This window comes from Acinetobacter sp. AS5, assembly GCF_048957595.1.
Taxonomy (GTDB): domain Bacteria; phylum Pseudomonadota; class Gammaproteobacteria; order Pseudomonadales; family Moraxellaceae; genus Acinetobacter.
In genome coordinates this window covers 12,998-34,702 of sequence record NZ_JARDAL010000044.1, presented here as the reverse complement: position 1 = coordinate 34,702, position 21,705 = coordinate 12,998, and the positions used below count along the sequence as shown (strand labels likewise).

17 protein-coding genes are annotated in these 21,705 nt (G+C 43.5%); 13 read left to right on the top strand and 4 right to left on the bottom strand.

The genetic code is table 11. The features are described 5' to 3' along the window. Nucleotides 1-318: 318 nt before the first annotated feature. The 4 genes from PV763_RS13710 to PV763_RS13695 all read left to right on the top strand — a co-directional run bounded on the left by PV763_RS13710 (nt 319) and on the right by PV763_RS13695 (nt 5,131). Nucleotides 319-1,683 (top strand): MFS transporter, encoded by a 1,365-nt coding sequence (locus PV763_RS13710; RefSeq protein ID WP_420938040.1) that lies wholly within the window; start codon nt 319-321, stop codon nt 1,681-1,683. A gap of 342 nt (nt 1,684-2,025) precedes the next feature. After that, the gene (locus PV763_RS13705) at nt 2,026-3,375 is read left to right on the top strand and encodes an aromatic acid/H+ symport family MFS transporter (RefSeq protein ID WP_420938039.1); all 1,350 of its coding nucleotides are present in this window, start codon (nt 2,026-2,028) and stop codon (nt 3,373-3,375) included. Between the two features lie 96 nt (nt 3,376-3,471). Further along, nucleotides 3,472-4,749 (top strand): hypothetical protein, encoded by a 1,278-nt coding sequence (locus PV763_RS13700; protein WP_420938038.1) that lies wholly within the window; start codon nt 3,472-3,474, stop codon nt 4,747-4,749. Between the two features lie 58 nt (nt 4,750-4,807). Next, nucleotides 4,808-5,131: an ankyrin repeat domain-containing protein gene (locus PV763_RS13695; protein WP_420938037.1), complete on the top strand. Its 324-nt coding sequence runs from the start codon at nt 4,808-4,810 to the stop codon at nt 5,129-5,131. Between the two features lie 48 nt (nt 5,132-5,179). Here PV763_RS13695 and PV763_RS13690 read toward each other — a convergent pair whose 3' ends face one another. Both PV763_RS13690 and PV763_RS13685 read right to left on the bottom strand, forming a co-directional pair. Further along, nucleotides 5,180-5,731 (bottom strand): type 1 glutamine amidotransferase domain-containing protein, encoded by a 552-nt coding sequence (locus PV763_RS13690; RefSeq protein ID WP_420938036.1) that lies wholly within the window; start codon nt 5,729-5,731, stop codon nt 5,180-5,182. 366 nt (nt 5,732-6,097) lie between these two features. After that, entirely contained in the window at nt 6,098-6,787 is a 690-nt protein-coding gene (locus tag PV763_RS13685) for a TIGR04219 family outer membrane beta-barrel protein (protein WP_420938035.1), read from the bottom strand. A 134-nt stretch (nt 6,788-6,921) separates the two neighbouring features. Here PV763_RS13685 and PV763_RS13680 point away from each other — a divergent pair, with 134 nt between their 5' ends. The 4 genes from PV763_RS13680 (at nt 6,922) to zupT (ending at nt 11,450) form a co-directional block, all read left to right on the top strand. Then, nucleotides 6,922-8,370, top strand: a complete 1,449-nt coding sequence (locus PV763_RS13680; RefSeq protein ID WP_420938034.1) for an aldehyde dehydrogenase family protein — start codon at nt 6,922-6,924, stop codon at nt 8,368-8,370. 585 nt (nt 8,371-8,955) lie between these two features. Beyond that, nucleotides 8,956-10,431: a sodium-dependent transporter gene (locus PV763_RS13675; protein ID WP_420938033.1), complete on the top strand. Its 1,476-nt coding sequence runs from the start codon at nt 8,956-8,958 to the stop codon at nt 10,429-10,431. Between the two features lie 10 nt (nt 10,432-10,441). Further along, a complete protein-coding gene (locus PV763_RS13670) occupies nt 10,442-10,552 on the top strand; it encodes a methionine/alanine import family NSS transporter small subunit (protein ID WP_005268210.1) in 111 nt (36 codons plus the stop codon). Between the two features lie 88 nt (nt 10,553-10,640). Further along, nucleotides 10,641-11,450, top strand: coding sequence for a zinc transporter ZupT (gene zupT, locus PV763_RS13665; RefSeq protein WP_005268208.1), 810 nt, complete (start codon nt 10,641-10,643; stop codon nt 11,448-11,450). A 70-nt stretch (nt 11,451-11,520) separates the two neighbouring features. On the opposite strand, the gene rsmB is transcribed toward zupT, so the two are convergent. Both rsmB and fmt read right to left on the bottom strand, forming a co-directional pair. Next, nucleotides 11,521-12,828, bottom strand: a complete 1,308-nt coding sequence (rsmB, locus tag PV763_RS13660; RefSeq protein ID WP_004280818.1) for a 16S rRNA (cytosine(967)-C(5))-methyltransferase RsmB — start codon at nt 12,826-12,828, stop codon at nt 11,521-11,523. Further along, nucleotides 12,825-13,787 carry a methionyl-tRNA formyltransferase gene (fmt, locus tag PV763_RS13655; RefSeq protein WP_253148442.1) on the bottom strand — a complete coding sequence of 321 codons (963 nt, stop codon included), beginning with the start codon at nt 13,785-13,787 and terminating at the stop codon, nt 12,825-12,827. Before fmt ends, rsmB begins: the two co-directional genes overlap by 4 nt. 408 nt (nt 13,788-14,195) lie before the next feature. On the opposite strand from fmt, the gene ilvD (PV763_RS13650) reads away from it, so the two are divergent. From ilvD (PV763_RS13650) to PV763_RS13630, 5 genes are all read left to right on the top strand, one after another. Continuing rightward, nucleotides 14,196-16,025: a dihydroxy-acid dehydratase gene (gene ilvD, locus PV763_RS13650; RefSeq protein ID WP_420938032.1), complete on the top strand. Its 1,830-nt coding sequence runs from the start codon at nt 14,196-14,198 to the stop codon at nt 16,023-16,025. A gap of 558 nt (nt 16,026-16,583) precedes the next feature. Then, nucleotides 16,584-18,269, top strand: a complete 1,686-nt coding sequence (gene ilvD / locus PV763_RS13645; protein WP_420938031.1) for a dihydroxy-acid dehydratase — start codon at nt 16,584-16,586, stop codon at nt 18,267-18,269. Nucleotides 18,270-18,446: 177 nt separating this feature from the next. Further along, complete coding sequence (locus tag PV763_RS13640; RefSeq protein ID WP_420938030.1) at nt 18,447-19,742, top strand: RNA-guided endonuclease InsQ/TnpB family protein; 1,296 nt, start codon at nt 18,447-18,449, stop codon at nt 19,740-19,742. Nucleotides 19,743-19,920: 178 nt separating this feature from the next. Next, nucleotides 19,921-21,243, top strand: a complete 1,323-nt coding sequence (locus tag PV763_RS13635; RefSeq protein WP_420938041.1) for a hypothetical protein — start codon at nt 19,921-19,923, stop codon at nt 21,241-21,243. Beyond that, complete coding sequence (locus PV763_RS13630) at nt 21,224-21,511, top strand: chorismate mutase (protein WP_004647685.1); 288 nt, start codon at nt 21,224-21,226, stop codon at nt 21,509-21,511. The genes PV763_RS13635 and PV763_RS13630 overlap by 20 nt, the downstream gene beginning before the upstream one ends. The last annotated feature ends 194 nt before the right edge of the window (nt 21,512-21,705 follow it).

Genomic DNA, 21,705 nt, shown 5'->3' with positions numbered 1-21,705 from the left:
GTTACCCATGTGAGAGTAAGTCATCGCCAGCTCATTATTCAAAACACCCCCAACCAAACGGTTGGGGGTGTTTTTTTGTGCGCGGGTTTTAATCAAATCACTGTGGGAATTGTTGAGTATTGATTAAAAACTGGACTCATGGGTTTAGAATTCTAAGGAATAAGTAAGACTTTAGTCGGATATTGCATGAAAAGTAGCTGTGTTGAACTAAGTTGTTGCGAAGACATGGCGATAAGAATCATTAAAAATAATAAATAAGAGTTAGGGTCATGTGTCGTGCTAAAAACAACGAAAAAAACTCACAGGAGGTGAGTAAAAATGGCAGAAAACATGAAGCGAGTAGCAAACACGGTGAGTGTGAATGATGTGATTGATCAGGCAAAATTCACTAAATTTCACTTAAGCATTGTATTGTGGTGTTTGTTTATTGTCCTATTTGACGGATATGATTTAGCAATTAACGGTGTCGTTCTGCCTCTACTTATGCAAGAGTGGGGCATGAGTGCTGTTGAAGCAGGCATGCTTGCAAGTACAGCACTCGCTGGCATGATGTTTGGAGCCATGCTGTTTGGGATGCTTGCAGACAAAATTGGTCGTAAAAAAGTTATCTTGATTTGTGTTTCTTTATTTAGTGCTTTTACTTTTTTGGGTGGATTTACCACTAATCCAACAGAATTTGGTATTTTACGTTTTATTGCTGGTTTAGGGATTGGTGGTGTATTACCAAACTTAGTCGCTCTAACGTCTGAATATGCACCTAAACGTTTAAAAAGCACACTGGTAACCACCATGTTTAGTGGTTATGCCGTAGGCGGTATTATGGCTGCATTATGCGGTACATGGTTTACACCAAGTTTTGGTTGGGAAATTATGTTCTTCATTGCAGGCATTCCATTACTTTTTGTTCCATTTTTTTGGAAGTTCTTACCTGAGTCTTTAACTTTCCTCGTTAAAGAACAAAAAGTGAATGAAGCACGTCGCTTTATAAAGCAAGTCGAGCCAACTGCAGACATACAAGCAGATACTGAACTTGTTCTAGCTAGCGCTGATCAAACCCAAAGTGCATCAGTAAAAGCTTTATTTACAGAAAATCGTGCCACAGGAACATTCTTATTTTGGATTGCTTTCTTTATGTGCTTACTCATGCTTTACGCACTTGGAAGCTGGCTACCAAAACTTATGATGGCCGCGGGATATTCTTTAGGTAGCAGTTTAATGTTCTTATTAGCACTGAATATTGGTGCCGTGATCGGAACCATTAGCGGTGGTATTTTGGCAGACCGTTTTGACTTTAAACCTGTTCTTATGAGTATGTTAACTGTCGGTGTACTGTCTTTGGTTGGTTTGGGCTTTAATTCTCCAACCCCTGTTATTTATTTACTTGTCAGTTTAGCAGGTGCCTCATCTATTGGTACCAGTATCTTGTTATATAGCTATGTTGCTCAATACTATCCTGTTGCAGTACGTTCTACTGGTATTGGTTGGGCTTCTGCTGTAGGGCGTACAGGTGCAATTGTTGGCCCAATCGTGATTGGTATGCTGCTTGGTATGGAGTTACCACATAAATGGAACTTTATCGCAGTGGCAATGCCAGGTATTATTGGCATCATCGCTATTTCAATGATTCGTAAGCCACAACCTGGTCGCGTTATGGTGAAAAAATTAAAAACAGCTAAAATTTAAACTCTCGTAATTGACCTACTCAGTTAAAAAGCTCCTTACTTAAAGGGGCTTTTTCATATCTTTAGTATGAAATTAAATCAATATTCAATTGGTCAAAAGAATAAGCGGATTAAAAGAGCTTAAATATTGGACGAATTAAAAAATAAACATCAATTATTCAAAAGTTTATACTAATAATAGTGTGACATATCACGCAAATAAATGACATTTCCGAGAGCATAGCAGAATATCAATTAGTCTTATTGTGCCTTAAATCCTGCTTGCGTATATTGCCTGACATTGAAGATTGACTTCAGTCTTCAACAAGATGTTATGGACAAGTACTCATGGGAGATGAGAACGATGACAACGGAAAAAATAGATGTAAATTCTGTAGTCGATAATGCGAAATTCACGCCTTTCCACTTCAATGTAGTTGCTTGGTGTTTACTCATTATCTTATTTGATGGCTATGATCTCGCAATCAATGGTGTAGTTTTACCGTTATTGATGCAAGACTGGGGCTTAAGTGCAGTGCAGGCCGGAATGCTTGCAAGTACCGCACTGGCCGGCATGATGTTTGGTGCGATGATCTTTGGTTCCCTCGCGGACAAGATCGGTCGTAAGAAAGTGATCATGATCTGTATTGTATTATTTAGTGGTTTAACCTTTGCCGGAGGCTTTGCTTCAAACCCAACCGAATTCGGTATTTTACGTTTCCTTGCCGGTCTTGGTATTGGTGGCGTAATGCCAAACCTGGTGGCATTGACTTCGGAATATGCTCCACAAAAAATGCGTAGTACGCTGGTGACCACCATGTTTAGTGGTTATGCGGTCGGTGGCGTGATGGCAGCGTTATTAGGTTCGTGGTTTACCCCAAGTTTTGGTTGGCAAATCATGTTCTTTATCGCGGGTATTCCACTGTTTTTATTACCAGTGATCTGGAAATTCCTGCCTGAATCGCTCGCATTTATTGTGAAACAGAACAAGCAGCCAGAAGCTCGTCGTATTGTACGTCGCTTGGCGCCAAATCTGACAGTTACCGAGAATACAACTTTCACTTTGCCACAGGAAAATGTGCCTGAAGCAGCCAACGTGGTGAGTTTGTTCCGTCGTGGTCGTGCGGTCAATACTTTACTGTTCTGGGTCGCGTTCTTCACTTGTCTGTTAACCATGTATGCACTGAGTAGCTGGTTACCGAAGTTGATGATGGCAGCAGGCTACTCGATGGACAACAGCTTGATGTTCATGATGGTGATGAACGTTGGTGCGGTTGTGGGTATTGTCGGTGGTGGTATTCTCGCGGATCGTTTCCACCTGAAACCGGTACTGATGTTCCTCGGTATGATGGGTGCGATTGTGATGAGCTCAATGGGCTTTGCATCTAACCAATTCTTACTTTACATCCTGGTATTCCTGGCGGGTGCAGCGTCGATTGGTTCACAAATGTTGCTATATAGCTATGTTGCGCAGTTCTACCCACTTGCAGTACGTTCGACAGGTATTGGCTGGTCTTCTGCGATCGGTCGTATGGGCGCGATTGTAGGGCCGATCCTGATTGGTGGCTTACTTGGTATGAATCTGCCTGCTTACTTCAACTTTATGGCAGTCGGTTTGCCGGTGCTGATCACTGCAATTGCGGTTGCCTTGATCATGCATGACGATGAATCTGAAAAGATTGGTTCAGTCGAGCCAGCAGTGTCTAAAGCTTAAGAATTTGAGTTTTAAAAAGAAGCCTCCGAAAGGGGGCTTTTTTATAAGAGGTATACTATTTAGAATGATATATACACTTTAAATTTAATAAATTTTATGAATACAAGTAAAGCTAAAAGAATATTGCAAAGAATGGTTAACTCATTGTTTAAGTTGCAAGCTTTCGTAAAGATAAATAGCTTTGATGATATAAAAAATCTTGATGATTATTTTGGACAAGAGCTGACTTTATCAAAAGAAAAAACAATTTTCATTACTACTGATACAAGAAACACTTTAAGGTCCATCACCAGTGAATTGATTGTTTATTATGATTTAGAAGATTACATCACTTTTTCTGAGATTTTCTCTAATGTTAAAAAAATATATGCTGACTATATCCTAAATAAAAAATCTCCAGAAAATATGATAGATGATGTCTATGAGTTATCAAAGAAAGAAATAAGAGTATTTAATAATATTAACTGCTGTGAAGGTATAAAGCTTAACGGCATAGAACAATTAAACTGTGGAGAATATAAAATAATTTCTTCTGATTTTTCAACATTTCTTAAAGCCTATGGAAAAGAAGAAGCTGATTTTTATGAGATGATGAAAGATTATCTATGGATTTGTGGAAGTGAAAAAGGAAGTAAGAAGCAGGTAGAACATAAATTTGATTACAAAGCTAATCTAATTACTAGTTTTTTGAGTATCTGTTTGCAAACTATAAATAAAAAATCAATATTAAATTATAGGATTCAAGCTTTAAATTCTTCTTCTAGCCATAAATCTCGTAACCTTCGTTTACAGTGGGCAAACGAAAGTCAATATGGAAGTTTTTCTTATTCATTTCCTAAATTTTCCAATGCTGAAATTGATTTAGAAATATTAAAACACTTTAAAACCAATTTATTCTTTGATGAGTTTTTTACTATTTTAGAAAAAGAATTAAAAACCGAAGTAGAAGATGCGATTATTAAATCTGTATATTGGTTTTGTGAAGCTACAAAAGATAATAATGATACTATGAAATTTATTAAATTATGGTCATGTATTGAGTGCTTCTTCTCTATTACACAAGATGAAATATCTGAATCAAATGCAAAAGGTCTTGCCTGTATATTGGTATATGGTGGTTATCGAATCCATGATATTGAAAATTATAGAGAGGTAAAATCTAAAATTAAAAAAATGTATAAGAAAAGATCTAAAGCTTTACATAGAGCATATTGGTCTGACATAGAAGCTAACGATGTAGTGGAGTTAGCAGATTGGACTGCTTGGTTGATTATCAGTATTTTAGGTTTAGCAGTTGTAGGTAACTATACAAGACTGTCCCAAATTAAAGAACAGACCGTCAGATTAGATAATATTCATAATGAAATACAATAGAAATTAACTTTTTGACATTGTAAAATATTTATTAATAAATAATAAATTTGATCTCATTATGAAACTCAATTCAATCTCCCCAATCCCTGAAGATGATGACGAACTGCATCTTCCTGAACTGGTGTACTGGGCATCTTTAGGCGACATTGAACAGGTCGAACAGGCACTACAGGAAGGTCTGGACGTCAACTCTGCCGACGAAGAAGGCTATAGCGCCTTACAGGCCGCCGCTGAAAATGATCATCTAGACGTAGTCAAACTTCTGGTTAGCAAAGGTGCAGATATTGCCCATCGCAGTCCGCATACGGCACTAGAACTGGCCGAAATGGCAGGCAATAAAGAAGTGATGGTTTATCTAAAAAGCTTGACCGGAACTGTTTAAAGCAAAAAAAAAGAACCTCAATTGTGAGGTTCTTTTTATGCTAGGCGCTTAAGCAGCATCACCTTCAAGTTCTTTTAAAATCGCTTCATTAAAGGCGGGTAGATCATCCGGATTACGTGAAGTAATCAGAACCCAGTCGCCGGTATTACAGCGATGCACTTCTTCATCGACCCATTTTCCGCCGGCATTTTCCAGATCCAGCTTGATGCTTTTATACGAGGTCAGATTCTTGTCTTTAATTCGATCTGCATCAATTAAGGCCCATGGCCCGTGACAAATCGCCGCAATCGGTTTGTGATTGTCGGCAAAATGCTGAATGATTTTTTGCGCATCCTGATTGATTCTTAAGGTATCCGCGTTGACTGTACCACCGGGAATCACCAAAAGATCATAATCATTCAGGTCGACATGGGCGAAACTGGTATCTGGCGTATATTGGGTGGCAGCTTTGGTATCACCTTTGACAGTCGCGACATCTTCATTTTTTTCGGCAGCATGAATCACCTCAAAACCTTTGGACTTTAGAAAATTTAAAGGCTCGGTGAGTTCATCATGTTCAATGCCTTGATTGGATGTAATAAAGAGGACCTTTTTTACCATGATTGCTGTTCCCAAAAAATGTGAGGATTTTTAGCTTAACAACAAGGGGATTCTTACAATGTTGGAGTTTTAGCTCGGAACTGTTAAGCAATGATAAATAAAATAATAGGCAGAAAAAAAAGCCCCGACATCCTGTCGGGGCTTTTTCGTATCTCGTGATTTAGGTATAACTCCTGTCGTACCTCACGTCCTGGTGTTGCAATGTTATTCTTGTTTTTAGGTCTTCGGAGCATCCTGCTCTCTATGTTTATAAAGTAATACACATCCCGGTGGCGCACTAGCAGCAGATTGCGGTTATTGCTGTACGCTTTGGCTTACATCAGCGCAGAGAAATTGAGCTTTGTAGGCTTAACCGGTTGTATTGCATTAAAAATGTATATCTAAGCCGATATAAGGACCTTTAAATTCCAGCTGTAAATCTGGACGTTGATCCTGTTCAAAATCTACCTGCATGAGGCGATAACCGATTTTGGCACCGACATCGACCAGCAGATTATCAATGAAATCATATTGCAGTTCCGCCTGTACGTCGGTCTTTCGGGTATCGCTGCCGTGACTGTAAACCGCTTCTGCTTTGGCACTCATACCGGTAAAGGGCAATTTAACCCCGGCTGTTGCATAGAGCAGTGGGCTGTATTCATCCAGATCGTATTGAGTGAAAACTCCGGTCGTCAGGTTTTTCACAGTACCATCTAGATTGGTTAAACCTGCGCCTATATCCGCATGCACAATAGTATCTAGCAATTCATAATACAGAATATAGTCAATATTGTTCAGCTCAATTTCTGAGGCATTGATAAGAGAACTCTGTTCGCTATTGCTGTCCAGATTGACGTATTTAATCTTGGCATTTGGTAACAATGGCACAGGATGTTCTACAGCGACAGATAGCTGCGCTGTACCTTGTCGATCTAGCTCATGCTTGAAATTGTTATCCTGACTATAGCCGTCAAAATCCCAGTAACTGAGATCTGCTTTCACGCCGATTACATCTGCATGACTGAGCGTACTGAGTCCAAAACCGAAGAATAAGGTGGTGAGTATTTTTGCGCGCATGGCTCTATTCCCTAAAGCTTTATTAAAATTGGAGGTGTCTGGTTACTTAAAAACATCTTCTTAATATGGAGTAGCAAGTGCATGATATAGAGAATTTCAAAAATGTATATCCTTGGATTTTGCAGGACAATAAGATGGTAGCGAGAAGCACACAACAAACGAAAGAGTATGCATTATATGTCGCCGGTCAGGCCGTTCAGACGGGTGAATGGTTAGAGGTCAAACATAAATATAACCACGAACTGTATGCCCGTGTCGCCTTGGCTGATGCCAATACACTGGAACAGGCGATTCAGTCTGCCGTAGACGCAGAAGCCGAAATGGCTGCCTTGGAGCCGTTTCAGAAACAGAAAATTCTGCTGCATTGCGTACGCCGTTTTCGTGAGATTCATGAAGAACTGACTGAAATTCTGATTGCAGAAGGGGGCAAGCCGCGTAAAGCAGCCGAAGCCGAAGTTGAACGTCTGATTAATACTTTCCAGATTGCCGCAGATGCTGTGACCCAAGTTGATCAGGGACGTATGCTGCCTTTGGCCGTGACTGCGGCAGCATCCGGTTATCGGGGCATTGTAAAACAGGTGCCGATTGGTGCAGTGTCTTTGATTAGTCCGTTTAATTTTCCTTTAAACCTGACCGCGCATAAAATTGCTCCTGCGATTGCAGCCGGTTGTCCCTTTGTGCTGAAACCACCTAGCCTGACCCCGATTTCTGCCTTAAAAATTGCTGAAATTCTGGCGGAAACCGATTTACCGCAAGGTGCCTTTTCGGTATTGCCCTGTCCGCGAGAGCTGGCTGATCTACTGGTCACCGATGAGCGTTTTAAATTACTCAGTTTTACCGGTTCCGATGCTATAGGCTGGGATATGAAAGCGCGTGCCGGTCGTAAAAAAGTGGTCTTGGAGCTGGGTGGCAATGCTGCTGTCATGATTGAGCCAGATACCGAAATTAACGATGCCTTGATTAACCGTCTAATTGGCGGGGCGTATAACCATGCCGGACAGGTGTGTATCAGTGTGCAACGCATTTTGGTGCATCAGCAGATTTATACTGAAGTGAAGGACAAACTGCTGGCGAAACTGAAAACGATTAAAGCAGCCGATCCGAATTTAAGCACGACCTTGGTTGGTCCGATGATCAAAGAAGCAGAAGCTAAACGCCTGAAAAAATGGCTGGATAAAGCCTTGAAAAAAGATGCGAAAATCCTGATTGGAGGTGAGCTAAATGGTGTGATGTTCGCACCGACCTTGCTGGAAAATGTAGACCACAGTCTGGAAATCTACCGTGATGAAGCCTTTGGCCCGGTGGCAATTCTGGAAGCGTATGCTGATTTCGAATCCGGTATTGCCTGTATCAACCGCAGCCGTTTTGGCTTGCAAGCTGGGGTCTATACCCAGAATCTGAACAAGATGCTGTATGCCTGGGATCATCTGCATGTGGGCGGTGTCATCATCAATGATATTCCGTCTTTCCGGGTCGATAACATGCCTTATGGCGGGGTCAAAGATTCAGGTCTGGGTCGTGAAGGAATTCAGTCAGCCATTCGCGACATGCAGGAAGAGCGCATGCTGGTGATTAAAGCCTAAGTTTAGAATACTCATCGCTTCGATATCACAGGCAGCTTGTTTTAAATCTGCTTGTGATATTTAAACCGGTTTTTAAAGAGGTCAAAATTCCATGAGAGAATTTGATTTCCCATATCACGGCTTGGTCATTTGCCTTAGTATGAGCCGTTTCATCTTCAAATAATGATCTAAAAACAGATGCTGGATCAGAGTCTTGGAATACATTTTTTGAAACAGCGACCCTGTAGTAAAACTTAAGAAAAATATATTCCAAAAAGTTTGTCAATATATAACTTGTTTAATCTGGCTTATTTCGCAGAATTATTGAACGCTTAATTCGAATAGATTATAAATAACGAATATTTTAAGCAGAATTTACAGAAAAAATTTAAAAAAGTCAGTATTGTTAAATCATCTACAAGGTCAGTTTTTCGATCAGACTTTAAGCAAGATGTAAGACCTGCTGACCTGTTTGTACATTAGAATTCGACGCCCACAAGGTGCCCTCTAATTCAAACACCCAAAATTATTGAAAATGCTTCTTTTTTTGCTTGCGCCATAACCATAACAAGCAGCATCTAAAGGGGTTAAAAGTTTAGGTGTTCTATGACAGAAACTCGTGAGAATTGGTCCGCACGATCAGGATTCATTATTGCAGCGATTGGTTCCGCCGTTGGCTTGGGGAATATCTGGCGTTTCCCTTATGTTGCCTATGAAAATGGTGGCGGGGCATTCCTGATCCCTTATCTGATTGCGATTTTCGCAGCAGGTTTACCTTTATTGTTTTTAGACTATGCGGTCGGACACAAGTTCCGTAAAGCACCGCCTATGGCCTATAAAAAACTCATGAATACCGAATCCTTGGGTTGGTGGCAGGTCATGGTCACTCTGGTGATCGGAATTTACTATGCCAGTGTCTTGTCTTGGGCCGGCAGCTATATGTTCTATTCCTTTGGACAGCAGTGGGGCACAGATACTCAAGGCTTCTTCTTCAATACTTACCTGCAAAATGGTGAGGGCCTGACTTTCGGTTTCGTACCTGTACTGTTCTTCGGTCTGGTAGTCGTTTGGGCAGCAGTCATGCTGATTCTTTACGGTGGCGTACGCCGTGGGGTAGAACTGGCGAATAAAATCTTTATGCCATTGCTGGTGATTTTATTCACGATCCTAGTGATTCAGGCAGTCCGTTTACCGGGTGCAGTCGATGGTTTAAATGCTTTCTTCACGCCGAACTGGGAAGCGATGGCCAACTATAAAGTCTGGTTAGCCGCTTTTGGTCATATCTTCTTCTCATTGTCAGTGGGCTTCGGGATCATGTTGACCTATGCATCTTACCTGAAACGCAAAACCAACCTGACCGGTTCCGGGATCGTGGTGGCACTGGCCAACTCGTCTTTTGAAATCCTGGCGGGTATTGGTGTCTTTGCCGCGCTTGGTTTTATGGCATTCAGCTCAGGTGCGAAAGTTGAAGATGTGGTGTCCGGTGGTATTGGTCTGGCCTTTATTGCGTTTCCGAAAATCATTTCCAGTTTAGGTGCAGGTGGTGACCTGTTCGGTTTCCTGTTCTTTGGTTCATTGACGGTGGCGGGTATTACCTCCATGGTGAGCATCCTGCAAGTTCCGATTGCTGCATTCCAGGACAAGCTGGGCTGGTCAAAGAACAAGTCAGTGACGATTATTGCTGGTGGTTCAGCAGTGATTTCTACCCTGATGTTCTCGACACATAGTGCGATTACCTTTGTCGATATCATCGACTACTTTGCCAATAACATCGGTATTGTCGGTGGTGGTCTGTTATCGATTATTCTGTTGTCGTGGTTCCGTCGTCCATTAATGAAACAGCTGGAAGGCCATGTGAATGAGTTTGCCAGCGTGAAACTGGGTGCCAGCTGGAACTTCATGCTGACGGTGATCACGCCTTTGTCATTATTGCTGGCATTGGGCTTGACCCTGAAATCCGTCATGGCAGAAGGTTATGGTGGCTATGCTGCCAGTACCCTATGGATGGTAGGTGGAGGAGTGATGGCATTCTTTATTCTGGGTGCCATTCTGTTCAGCCTGATCAAAGACCGTCACAGCTAGGAGAGCGACTATGAATACATCTGCACTAATCATGATGATCATCTCCATCGTTTTATTATGGGGTGGTCTGGTACTGGCTGTGATTCATCTGGTAAAGAATCCGGAAGAACCAGAAGACTAAAAATCTTCACATAAACGTACTGTTGCCATAAACGGAAGTCATTATCATCCTTGATGATAATGACTTTTTTAATGGCTGATGCTTTGACATGATTTCCGTTTCAGATGGACAAGTCTATACAGCCTTTGCCGTAACTTTATTTGCCGGGCTGGCCACCGTGGTGGGTGGGGGGCTGGTATTATTCTTAAAAAAACCCAATTTCCGCCTGCTGGCCTTTGGTTTGGCCTTTGCTGCCGGTGCCATGATCTATGTCTCTTTAACCGAAATTCTGAACAAATCGATTGCGTCCTTTAGTCTGGATTTTGATGAAAAAACCGGTTTTGCCTTTGGCACTTTTGCTTTTTTACTGGGCGTGGTTTTGGTGTTATTGCTGGATCGCTTTGTGCCGAATCCGCATGACACGATTGAAACCCATTCTGCCAAGGGCGTCAGTTCCCCCCAATTACTGCGTACCGGTATGCTGACCCTGTTTGCGATTAGCGCACATAACCTACCAGAAGGACTGGCGACGTTTTTTGCCACACTAGAAAGCCCAGCTTTAGGTGCGCCGTTGGCGGTGGCAATTGCGATTCATAATGTGCCAGAAGGTGTGGCGATAGCCTTGCCGGTATATATGGCCACCGGCCGTAAAGATTATGCGCTCTGGGCCAGTCTGGTCTCGGGCCTGGCCGAACCATTGGGGGCAGCGCTCGGTTATTTTATTCTGGCACCTTATATGAGTGAAACCGTCTATGGTCTGATCTTTGGGGTGATTGGCGGCGTGATGGTTTATCTGGCACTGGATGAATTATTGCCGACGGCAAAACGCTATGCCAAAGGACATGAAACGGTATATGGGCTGGTCAGTGGCATGGCTGCATTGGCCAGCAGTCTGGTGATTTTTAAGTTTATTCAATAAACCTCATATTCACTAAATCACGAGATATAAAAAAGGCAGCTTAGGCTGCCTTTCATTTTAAACGCATGATTTATGCCGTTTTTTCAATACGGCAATAGAAGAAGCCGTCGCCTTGATCCGCTTTCGGTAACAATTGACGGCCATGAATCTGTTCGATGCCCCAATCGGCTTCGATTTTGATTTCTTTGGCATCGGCATGTTGAGCAAAGAACTCGACCATCTGTTGTTCATTTTCGGCTTTCAGAATTGAACAGGTGATGTACAGCAACGTACCACCGACTTTCAGTTGCTGCCACATATTTTCCAGAATCTGCTTTTGCAGCTGTACCGTTTGCGGAATATCGGTAGAGTGACGTAACAAGCGAATATCCGGATGACGACGGATCACACCAATTGCAGAGCATGGTGCATCCAGTACGATACAATCGACCGGCTCCGGAGCGGTCCAGGTGATCGCATCAGCCGCGATAATTTCAACGTCGGCATATTCAGTTAACAGTAAACGTTCCAGATTTTCTGCCACACGGACTAAACGTTTAGCATCCTGATCAATGGCATAGAGTTTTTTCGGGCTGTATTTTTCCAAGATATGCGCAGTCTTACCCCCTGGCGCAGCGCAGGCATCTACTACGATTTTGCCTTCAAGGTCAGGAACTAAGGTCGCACACAGCTGGGCATGTTCATCCTGCACCGAGAAACCGCCGGCTTCATAGCCCGGCAGGTTCGGAATATGCACATTCTGTTCCAGTACAATCCCAACTTCAGAAAGAGTACAGGCACGTGCTTCATAGCCTTCTTCTTCCAGAATTTCCAGATATTCATCACGGCTGACCTGATTGATATTGACACGCAAGGTAAGCGGCGCAATCTGTTTCAAGTCATGTGACAGCTCGGCAAGCTGTTCCGGCCAGTCTTTCTTTAAACGCTTGTAGAGCCAGCTTGGCAGGCCATGCGCCTGATTTAAAGCCAGGTCAAATTCTTCTGTTTCACGTGAAACACGACGCAGTACCGCATTGACCAGACCGCTTAAAGGTTCAAATCCCAGCTGTTTGGCTGCAGTGACGGTTTCTGAAATCGCAGCATGTGCCGGAATACGCGTACATAGAATCTGGTACAAACCCAAATATAAGCAGCTTTCTAGAGCCTGGTTATCAAGAGGTTTGGTTAATAGCGGCAGGGTGATGGCTTTCAGGCCATGCCACTGACGTAAACAGCCTAGCGTTAACTCGTGATAAAGACCACGGTCACGTTCAGACACAATATTAATATGTTGATTGAGTACAGAAGCAAGTGATTGGCCATTTTGTACAGCCAATAGGGTTTTTACAACTTGCGCGCGCAAATTCAAGTTTTTAGCTGATGATTGAATTTGGCTCATGCGAATTTATATCCTACCGATAGTTTTTGAGTTTGATTAATTTGAACAGCATTCAGGGCTTTGCCGCCTGGCCATTGCAGATTGGTGATGCAAATAGCATGTTGGTCGCCACACATCACATGCACCCCGTCTTTGTCCAAGGCAATTACTTCACCAGGCAGGGCATTGCTTGCGTTTTGCTTGGAAAGCGATGAATTCCAGATGCGTAAATTGTTGCTGTCATCTAGTGGGGTAAATGCCACCGGCCAGGGATTAAAGGCACGAATATTACGGTCAATGGCTGCTGCAGGCTGGGTCCAGTCAATTTGTGCTTCAGCTTTTGACAGTTTATGCGCGTAAACCGTCAGGCTTTCATCCTGGACTTCGCGAATCTCAAGATAGTGCTGTAAGGTCTGTTCCGATTCAAGCACGGCCACAATCGCCTCAGCACCTTGCAGCGCCAGTTTGTCATGCAGGCTGGCAGAAGTATCCTCGGCAGTAATCGGACATCGTGTTTTATACATCATATCCCCGGTATCCAGACCGGCCGCCATTTTCATAATAGTCACGCCCGTTTCGGTATCACCGGTAGCAATGGCACGTTGAATCGGGGCTGCACCGCGCCAGCGTGGCAACAGCGAACCATGAATATTCAGGCAACCATATTTTGGCGTATCCAGAACCACTTGTGGCAGGATCAGACCATAAGCCGCCACTACCATCACATCTGCATTTAAGGCTTTAAGTTCCGCTTGCGCTGCAAGGCCTTCTTCAGTCAATGACTTGAAATGTAAAGGCTGATAAACCGGAATATTGTGTTCAAGCGCTAACTGCTTCACCGCAGATGCCGTGAGCTTTTGTCCACGTCCGGCCTTGCGGTCAGGTTGAGTATAGACCGCCACAATTTCATGTTCGGTTCTAAGCAACGCAGCCAATGCAGTCGCTGCAAATTCTGGTGTGCCTGCAAATATGATCTTCACACATGAAATTCCAAATAAACTTAAAAGCTATTATAAGCCAAAAGCCAAATTTCAGCCTAATCGTTGCAAAAACTTATCCGAGAAGCTTGGTGAGTACTTGAATTTCGGTGGAATTTTTATATAAAAAAAACTCATGCAAATTGTAAAAATTATTCATGAAAGTTTTGTATTGTCCTGAGGATGATGGCGGTATAGTAGATTTCATTAAGAAATTTTTATCGTCAGATCATCCAAACCTCTCTATAGACATTTTTGCCTGCATCTACACCCAAAAGGCCATCTTGTAAATCAAGGGCTTGTAGTATGATAGGTTTAAAATTCAACTGATTTAAGCTCCTTGTCAGTATGATTTAGCCAGAGTGGATCTGCCCGATTCATTGCAAGCTCAAACTTTGTTGGAAATATAAAATGCCTGACTATCGTTCAAAAACATCGACACACGGAAGAAATATGGCTGGCGCACGCGGTTTATGGCGTGCCACCGGCATGAAAGATGAAGATTTCGGTAAACCGATTATTGCGGTGGTGAACTCGTTCACCCAGTTTGTACCGGGTCATGTGCATCTTAAAGATCTGGGTCAGCTGGTGGCACGTCAAATTGAAGCGTCAGGCGGTGTAGCAAAAGAATTCAATACCATTGCGGTCGATGACGGTATTGCGATGGGTCATGACGGCATGCTGTATTCATTGCCTTCACGAGATCTGATTGCAGACTCGGTCGAGTACATGGTCAATGCCCATTGTGCCGATGCGATGGTGTGTATCTCGAACTGTGACAAGATCACCCCGGGAATGTTGATGGCCGCGATGCGCCTGAACATTCCGGTGGTATTTGTCTCTGGCGGTCCGATGGAAGCGGGCAAGGTCAAAATCCGTGGCAATGAACACGCGATTGACCTGGTGGATGCCATGGTGGTTGCGGCAGACGACAGCTTTACTGATGAAGAAGTGGCAGCTTATGAGCGTTCAGCCTGTCCTACCTGTGGTTCATGTTCAGGCATGTTCACCGCCAACTCCATGAACTGTTTGACCGAAGCTTTAGGTTTATCTTTACCGGGTAATGGTTCTACGCTGGCAACCCACGCAAATCGTAAAAAATTATTCGAGCGTGCGGGTCAATTGATTGTTGAAATCACTAAACGTCATTATGAGCAAAATGACTACAGCTTGTTGCCACGTTCAATCGCGACCAAAGCAGCGTTTGAAAATGCCATGACGCTGGATATTTCAATGGGTGGTTCAACCAATACGGTTCTGCATCTGTTGGCAGCAGCACACGAGGCTGAAGTCGACTTCACGATGACCGACATCGACCGTTTGTCGCGTAATGTGCCGGTTCTTTGTAAGGTTGCCCCAGCGAAACAGGATGTCCATATGGAAGATGTACACCGTGCCGGTGGCATCATGTCGATTCTGGGCGAACTGGATCGTGCAGGCTTGCTGGATACATCTGTTCCAACCGTCCATGAAAAAACTTTAAAAGATGCCTTGGATAAATGGGACATCATCCGTACTGAAGATGAAGACGTGTATCAATTCTTTAAGTCAGCGCCGGGCGGTGTACCAACGCAGACGGCATTCTCACAAGACCGTTACTATGCCCGTTTAGATGGTGACCGTGACAATGGCGTGATCCGTAATGCAGCCAACGCCTTCTCGCAAGATGGTGGCCTGGCAGTACTTTATGGCAACATCGCACTGGAAGGCTGTATCGTAAAAACAGCGGGTGTGGATGATTCCATCCTGAAATTCAACGGGACTGCACGTGTGTTTGAAAGCCAGGATGCTGCTGTAGAAGCGATTCTGGGCGGCAAAATCACTGCGGGTGATGTGGTGGTAATTCGCTACGAAGGTCCACGTGGTGGTCCGGGCATGCAGGAAATGCTGTATCCAACCAGTTATCTTAAATCGAAAGGTTTGGGTAAAGACTGTGCACTTTTAACGGATGGCCGTTTCTCAGGCGGTTCGTCTGGCCTTTCAATCGGTCACGTATCTCCTGAAGCTGCGGAAGGCGGTGCGATTGGTCTGGTTGAAGATGGTGACCGTATCGAAATTGATATTCCAAACCGGACTATTCACCTGGCCGTAGACGAAGCAACCATGGCAGCACGCCGTGAAGCACAAGAAGCCAAAGGCTGGCAGCCTGCGGAACAGCGTCCGCGTAAAGTGTCTAAAGCACTGAAAGCGTATGCGATGCATACTACCAGTGCCTCGAAAGGTGCAGTACGTGATATCTAATTTGTAATTTTACAGATTTAAATAGCACTCCAGATGGGGTGCTTTTTTTATACAAGAAACTATTTTTAGACTTTCCAAATTATGCCCAGTAGAATGCGACAGGAAGTCGCACGTTTGCCCGTATGGCAGGGATGCCATATCGGGCAAACAAAGGGATTTTGTTTACTTTTGGCCCGGCAAAAGTAAAAGTGCCTACGAGATAGCATTAAAAATTACTCAGGTAATTTGAGGCTGTATGGTAAAAAAATCGAAGATCCACTTAAAATCAAAGCGTTAATAACTTTAAAAGTTCTGATGATCTTTGTGCAGGCAGAATCTTACTTTTGACGGCGCAAAAGTAACAAAACGCTCTTGTTCCGCTAACTTTACTTCCCTGTAGAGTAGCGAAACGGCGACATCCATGTCGCTTGATCATGTGATTAAAATTTTTTAAGTATTCATCAAAATGTTTTTCTATAGGGTAATTTCTTTTACATGCCGAATGCTTTCTATACAATAGTCTTAAAATAAATTGCTGAAACTGAAGTTTCAAATCAGTCGACGCCCAGGAAGAAAATAATGAGTAAAGATAATATCCGCGAGCATTCAGCCCCCGTTTATGAAGGCATTGAAAATGCACCAGCCCGTTCCATGATGCGTGCCACAGGTTTTCAAGATGCTGATTTTGAACGTCCATTTATTGGTATTGCCTCGACCTGGGCCAATGTCACGCCTTGTAATATGCATATTGATGGTCTGGCCAGAACTGTAGAGCAGGGCGTGAGTGCGGCAGGCGGCAAGGGGATTATCTTTAATACCATTACCATTTCAGATGGTATTTCCAATGGCACGGAAGGCATGAAATATTCACTGCTGTCACGGGAAGTGATCGCAGACTCGATTGAAACGGTCGTGGGCTGTCAGGCTTATGATGGGGTGATCGCCATTGGTGGCTGTGATAAAAATATGCCCGGCTGCATTATGGGGTTAGCCCGTTTAAACCGTCCGGGTCTGTTTATTTATGGCGGCACCATCAAACCAGGCGAAGGCCATACCGATATGATTTCGGTATTTGAAGCAGTCGGTCAATATGCCAAAGGTGAAATTAACGCGATTCAGGTCAAGCATATTGAAGAAGTGTCTTTGCCGGGTCCGGGTTCTTGTGGTGGTATGTATACGGCTAACTCGATGGCCTCTGCGATTGAAGCACTCGGTATGAGCTTGCCGGGTTCGTCCGCGCAAGAAGCAGTTTCGGATGACAAACAAATTGACTGTGCCCGTGCCGGTGAGGCGGTGATGAATCTGTTGCGACTGGATATCAAGCCGCGTGACATCATGACCAAGGCTGCCTTTGAAAATTCGATCAAGGTTTTGATTGCGTTGGGTGGCTCGACCAATGGTGTACTGCATCTTTTGGCCATGGCGCATACCGCAGGGGTTGAATTGAGTCTTGATGATTTCGTACGGATTGGTAAAGATATTCCGGTGGTGGCCGATGTGCGCCCATCTGGTAAGTATTTAATGTCTGAACTGATTGCCATCGGTGGGATTCAACCGCTGATGAAGCGCATGCTGGATGCCGGCATGCTGGATGGTTCCTGCCTGACGGTGACCGGAAAAACCCTGGCAGAAAACCTGGCCGAGGTTCAGGACTATCCAGAAGGTCAGCAGATTATTCTGCCTTTTGATGCGCCCGTGAAAAAAGACTCTCATCTGGTGATTTTAAAAGGCAATCTGTCGCCGAAGGGCGCCGTGGCCAAGATTACCGGTAAGGAAGGTCTGCATTTTGCTGGTCCGGCCCGGGTATTTGAAGGCGAGCAGGGTGCCATGCGCGGGATTCTGGATGGCGAAGTCCAGCCGGGTGAAGTGGTGGTGATTCGCGGCGTTGGCCCAAAAGGTGGTCCGGGCATGCCGGAAATGCTGAAACCGACTTCTGCGATTATTGGTAAAGGTCTGGGCGCTTCGGTGGCTTTAATTACTGACGGACGCTTCTCTGGCGGCAGTCATGGTTTCGTGATTGGTCATGTGACCCCAGAAGCTTATGAGGGCGGTCCGATTGGTCTGGTGAAAAATGGTGACCAGATTTCAATTAACGCCGAAACCCGGGAAATGACCTGGCATGTCGCGGAAGAAGAAATTGCCGCACGTCAAGCGGCCTGGAAAAAACCTCAGCCAAACTATACCCACGGTGCGCTGGCCAAATTCGCCAAACTGACTTCAGGTGCAGAAACCGGTGCAGTCACTGACCTGAATCTTGACCTCTAATCCATTGTTAAACATTGAACATTTGCTTATCTTAATCGGGCGTAAGACCCTCACCGACAGTCAGGTGGAGGATACAAGCGAGTGGCGATAGCCATATTAAAGATAATGTTTTCTTGGTTTTATTGCTTATTTTTGCTATAATTTAAACACTACAATTCTTTTATAAACAATGATTTAATGAAGATTTCACAACACTACAAGTTTAGGCTTCTGCCTAACCAAGAACAGGAAATATTGCTTAATCAAGCAATAGGTTCTGCTCGTTTTGTGTGGAATCAAATTCTCGCTAAATCATTTGAAATGTTTGCTAAAGATGAATATATTCGTTACGAAAGCATTGAAAAAAAATTAGTGCCCCTTAAAAAAACACCTGAATTTTCTTTTCTTGGTCAAACATATTCAGCTTGCTTACAGCAAAAAATACGTGATCTTGCTCAAGCATGGGGTAAGTTTTACAACAAAAAAGAACAAGCTCGTTTAAAGCAAAACAAGCGGAAACCACGTAAACCCAATTTTTTTAAATTGGCTGATGGTGGTGAGATTCAGCTTAGACCACTCATGCCAAGATTCAAGAAGAAATCAGATGGTGAGCAATCTTTTAGACTTCCATTTGCAGATTGTGAGGTTATTGGTGATCGAGTTTCTTTGCCTAAAAAAACAGGTTGGATAAGATTTAAAAAATCACAAGAAATTGTTGGTAAAATCACAAGTATTACAATTAAGAAAATTTGTGGGCTTTGGTATGTTTCATTTTTTACTAACCGTGAAATCGAACAACCAATTCATCCATCAAAATCTACAATTGGTGTTGATCTTGGTATTAAGAAATTAATTACAATATCAACAGGTCAGGTATTTGACCCAATCAATAGTTTTAAAGCCAATCAAGTAAAGTTGGCTAGGCTTCAACGCAAGTTGAGAAAGAAAACCGAATTTAGTCAAAATTGGAAAAAACTTAATTTAAGGATCAATAAATTACATCATCATATTGCCAATATTCGGCATGACTACTTGCACAAAGTCACGACAACTCTCAGCAAAAACCACGCAATGATCGTAGTTGAGGACTTAAAAGTAGCCAATATGTCGAAGTCAGCCAAAGGCTCAATCGAAGAAAAAGGAAAGAATGTTAAAGCTAAATCAGGCTTAAACAAATCAATCCTAGATCAAGGTTGGTCAATGCTTGTCAATATGTTGGAGTATAAGCAACAATGGCGAGGTGGTTTACTCGTTAAGATTGACCCTAGATATACAAGTCAGACTTGTAGTTCATGCGGTCATGTTGCAAAAGAAAATAGACCTACTCAGGCTAAGTTTGAGTGTGTTAGTTGTGGTTTTAGCGAGAATGCAGATATTAACGCTTCTCGTAACATTTTAGCGGTGGGACATACCGTTTTGTCTGTCGAGGGAAGATGCGGTAAAGATCGCCCTGTGAAGCAGAAAGCAAGTGAAATCCGTGAGGAAGTCACCTAAGAGCTTTTGCTTTTAGAATCCCCCACTTGAGCTAGTCGAAAGTGGCGGGAGTATGTCAAGACTTGATATAAGTTTTTACACCATGCAGGGCTTTGGCTCTGCGATCTTAAAAATAGATTATTCTGTACAGATTCAATTTTTTGAACTGCACACCGTCATCTTTGTCGAGGCCGAACTCATGTCCCTGTTACGCCGTTGGTTTGATCCAATCCGATCGAGTTGGTTTTACCAGAAACCAATCCGTCAAACGGTGTTATCTATTCAAGATGGGCTGAGTATCCATTTAAGACTGGATGATGTGTACAGCTATCTGGCGGTACAGCAGCTGCCCCAGCTCGAAGAAATTTTAAGTCCGCAGCTCAAGCCGCTGAAAGTAATTATTTCCAGTTCGCATGCAGCCCCCCCAAATCAGATGTCTTTTGATGAATGGCAGCACTACACCCTAAATGATGCCAAGATTCTGTCAAAACAGCATCGTTTCAGTTTTCATGATACGCCGGAATTACCGAGCGCTGAGGCCTTAAAACAGGCTGAACTGATTTTGCGGCATACACCTCTGCGTGGACAAGATTTCCTGTATTTGCTGGAAGATGTTTTCCATATGCTCTGGCAAAAACAGACCGGAAAATTACGAACCCTTTATGCCATGGCCAGTCGTCATCATCAGCCACAGGACTTTCCCGAACGTATTTTTGATCAGACCCCGATTCTGGCCAGCTATTTTAATTTAGGCGGTCGCCAGTATCAGGCAGTCGATGACCTGTTGCGTCTGACCCGGCGTCTGGAGCAGCAAAAACTGCTGACCGGTAATCCGATTTTTATGATCGATCACATTGAATGGCGTGAGCATCTGATCAGTGATGCTGAAGAGCTGAACGAGATCCAGTCGATGGATCCGGAACTGGACTTGTATATCGCGCTGGAAGATCCGATCTCCTGGCTTTTGCTGGCCTATATCAAGGAAGAACTGGCCGATTATTATAATATCCAGTTGAATGTCTATCCCTTGTCCTATCGTGGCCGGGATGAGTTTGACTGGAGTCTGGCCACACGTTTATCCAAACGGACGGACGTAGAATTTACCCCGTTTTGCCGACCGACCGAGCAGGCGATTGCGCCAATGGCACAGTTATTTTATAGCTGTCCCGAGGAGCAGCGGATTGAGGCGATGTACCAGATCTTGCAGGCTGTCTGGACCCGTGGTGAAGACCTGTCTTATGCACCCCATTTCAAACTTTTGCAGCAACAGTTAAATATTGTAGATCTGACCCAGAACGATATTCTGGTGAAGCTGCAGGACAATGATATGCTCTGTGAAATGAAGTCGCAGCCGAACTTTCCGGTACTGGAACTGCGGATAGATGATCAAAGTTATACATTTAATAGCTTATATCGGGTCTGGATGATTGAAAGTATTTTCAGTAATGTGTTAGAAGAAAAGTATAAAAGTAATAATCAAACTGAAAGTGAACTGAAAAAACATGGAAAAGATCAAAGCTGAATCACTAGAACATGCACGTCAACAGATCGATGCCATTGATACAGCTTTAGTTGAGCTGATCGCTGCGCGTCAATTTTATGTTGATCAAACCACCCGTTTCAAAAAAACCGAAACCGATTTGCAGTCACCAGAACGTATGGAACAGATTGTAGAAAATGTTAGGGCATTGGCGCAAAAGCAGGGCCTCGATCAGGAGTTTATTGAACATCTATACCGTGAAATGTTCCAATACTTTATTCAACGTGAACTGAAAGAGTTTCGTCCTTAAACAGGCTCATTTCAGTTCAACTACGCCGGACGATCTTCAAGCTATGCAGGAGATCTTGCTGTAGCCATGGCGATTTTTAAGCATAACATCGCCTTTTTGCAAAAATAATTTATCCATAAAAAGCCCATTCAGCCAATTGCCTAAAGCCTTGCCTGGACAGGCTTTGCACGGTTTTATAGAAATTGTAGTAAAAA